The organism is Agromyces binzhouensis (genome assembly GCF_004135055.1).
In the GTDB taxonomy this organism is placed as follows: domain Bacteria; phylum Actinomycetota; class Actinomycetes; order Actinomycetales; family Microbacteriaceae; genus Agromyces; species Agromyces binzhouensis.
Genome location: NZ_SDPL01000438.1, coordinates 1 through 2,569, shown reverse-complemented (window position 1 = coordinate 2,569; position 2,569 = coordinate 1). Strand labels below are relative to the sequence as shown.

Here is a 2,569-nt window from a genome sequence, read left to right as displayed (position 1 = left end):
CCGGCGGCGGCGCTGCGATCGGCACCCCGAGCGAGGACGCGGAGCCCGCGCCCGCGCTGCTCGGCACGGATGCCACGGCAGGCGGGGCCTGCTCCGCACGCATCCGGGTGATGATCGACTGCCGGTCCGCCTCCGCATCGCGCACGCGCACGCCCGCGGCCAACAGGTCGGTCGCCGCGGCGACGTCGAGCCGGAGCCCGCACACGTCGCACGTGACGCCGAGCAGGCGCGAGAAGCAGGCGGGGCACAACGTGGTGTCGGCGAACTGGGCGGGATCGCTCGGCCAGCGACGCAGATCGGGCGCGGCGGGACGCGTCGAGTCGGTCATGCGCACACTCTCGCATCGGGCCCGTTCCGGGCACCATAGGTGCCGGCCCTGACTTCGCCATCCACAGGCGGCGCGGGCGGGTCGGATCGACGCATCGGGCGCACCACGGCTCGTGCAGTAGACTTTCCCGGGTCCAATCCGTGCTTCGACGTGCTTCGGCGTGCCGACGCGCAGGACCGGCGAGTCAAGCCGGCGACTCGGGGCGTAGCTCAGCTTGGCTAGAGCGCCCGCTTTGGGAGCGGGAGGTCGCAGGTTCGAATCCTGTCGCCCCGACGAGTCGCATCGGCTCGACCACGTACTTCCACCAAACAGGAGAAACTTCCCCATGCCGACCACTTCGGTTGAGAAGCTGAGCCCGACGCGCGCCAAGCTCACCATCTCGGTGACGCCCGAGGAGCTGAAGCCCAGCATCGCCCACGCCTACGAGCACATCGCCGAGCAGATCAACGTGCCCGGTTTCCGCAAGGGCAAGGTGCCCGCGCCCGTGATCGACCAGCGGGTCGGCAAGGCCGCCGTCCTCGAGCACGCGGTCAACGAGGGCCTCGACGGCTTCTACCGCGCCGCGGTCACCGAGCACGAGCTCCGCCCCCTCGGCCGCCCGAACGCCGACATCGTCGAGTGGCCGAGCGAGTCCGACTTCTCGGGCGACCTGCTCCTCTCGATCGAGGTCGACGTGCGTCCCGAGATCGAGCTGCCCGAGTACGCGGGCCTCGAGGTGACCGTCGACTCGGTCGAGGTCGCCGACGACGAGGTCAGCGCAGAGCTCGAGCGCCTCCGCAGCCGGTTCGGCACGCTGATCACGGTCGACCGTCCGGCGAAGACGGGCGACTTCGTCACGCTCGACCTCGTCGCGAAGATCGAGGAGACCGAGGTCGACACGGCCAGCGGCGTGTCCTACGAGCTCGGCTCGGGCGAGCTGCTCGAGGGCATCGACGAGGCGCTCGACTCGCTGACCGCCGGCGAGACCACGACGTTCTCGTCGAAGCTGCTCGGCGGCGACCACGAGGGCGAGACGGCCGAGATCACCGTCACCGTCACCGCCGTGAAGGAGCGCGAGCTCCCCGAGGCCGACGACGACTTCGCGCAGATCGCGAGCGAGTTCGACACGCTCGACGAGCTGACCGCGAGCCTGAAGGACCAGGTCGCGAAGAACAAGTCGTTCGGCCAGGGCACCCAGGCCCGCGACCTCCTCGTCGACAAGCTCCTCGAGCTCGTCGAGGTCCCGGTCGCCGACAGCGTCATCGAGGACGAGGTGCACCGTCACCTCGAGTCCGAGGGGCGCCTCGAGGACGACGAGCACCGCGCCGAGGTCACCGAGGCGAGCACCAAGGCCTTCAAGACCCAGATCGTGCTCGACGCCATCGCCGAGGCCGAGAAGGTCCAGGTCAGCCAGGAGGAGCTCACGCAGTACCTCGTGCAGGGCGCCGCGCAGTACGGCATGGACCCGAACGAGTTCGTGCAGGTCCTGAGCCAGAACGGCCAGATCCCGGCCATGGTCGGCGAGGTCGCGCGCAACAAGGCGCTCGCGATCGCCCTGGGCAAGGCGAAGGTCGCGGATGCCGCGGGCAACCCGGTCGACCTGTCGGAGTTCACCGCCGTCGCCGGCGACGACGAGGGCGCCGAGGAGGCGCCCGCCGAGGCTGCCGCCGATGAGGCGCCCGCCGAGGCCGAGGAGGCTCCGGCCGAGAAGAAGCCGGCGCGCAAGCGCGCGTCGAAGAAGGCCGACGCCGAGTAATCGACGGTCGAGACGGACGGGGTCGGGCAGCACTGCCCGGCCCCGTCGTCGTCTCCGCGGTGGATGCGGCGTGATCGAAGGGACGAGCGGCGATGGGCGACGACTGGCAGCGACGGGTCGACGCGGTCTGGGACGCGGCATCCGAACTGGGGGAGCGGGAGGTGATCGCGCGGATCGACGCGCTCGCCGCAGAACTGCCCGACGACGACCCCCGCGGACCGTTCGAGGCGGCGGGAGCCCGCGACTCCGCAGGCCTCGAGGAGGAGGCCGAGCCGCGCTACCGCCGATCGCTCGAGCTCGGGCTGTCGTGGCGGGCCCGAGTCGAGGCGCACATCCAACTCGCCTCCACGGTCCGCAACCTCGGCCGACCGGCGGAATCGCTCGCCCTGCTCGACGAGGTCGCGGCCGACGCGGGCGACCTCGCCGACGCGGTGGCGGCGTTCCGCGCGCTCGCACTCGTCTCGACGGGCGCAGCGGATGCCGCGGCATCCGTCGCCCTCGTCGCG

At 71.5% G+C, this 2,569-nt stretch carries 3 protein-coding genes and 1 tRNA gene; 3 read left to right on the top strand and 1 reads right to left on the bottom strand.

All coding sequences use genetic code 11. The annotated features are described in order from the left end of the window. Positions 1-328, bottom strand: a 328-nt coding sequence (locus ESO86_RS15330) for a hypothetical protein (RefSeq protein ID WP_165307981.1), incomplete at its 3' end; no start/stop codon positions are given. Positions 329-526: 198 nt separating this feature from the next. On the opposite strand from ESO86_RS15330, the gene ESO86_RS15325 reads away from it, so the two are divergent. The 3 genes from ESO86_RS15325 to ESO86_RS15315 form a co-directional block, all read left to right on the top strand. Continuing rightward, positions 527-601 (top strand) — tRNA-Pro (locus ESO86_RS15325). Positions 602-653: 52 nt separating this feature from the next. Next, a complete protein-coding gene (gene tig / locus ESO86_RS15320) occupies positions 654-2,063 on the top strand; it encodes a trigger factor (protein WP_129235752.1) in 1,410 nt (469 codons plus the stop codon). A 92-nt stretch (positions 2,064-2,155) separates the two neighbouring features. Further along, positions 2,156-2,569, top strand: a 414-nt coding sequence (locus tag ESO86_RS15315) for a tetratricopeptide repeat protein (RefSeq protein ID WP_129235751.1), incomplete at its 3' end; no start/stop codon positions are given.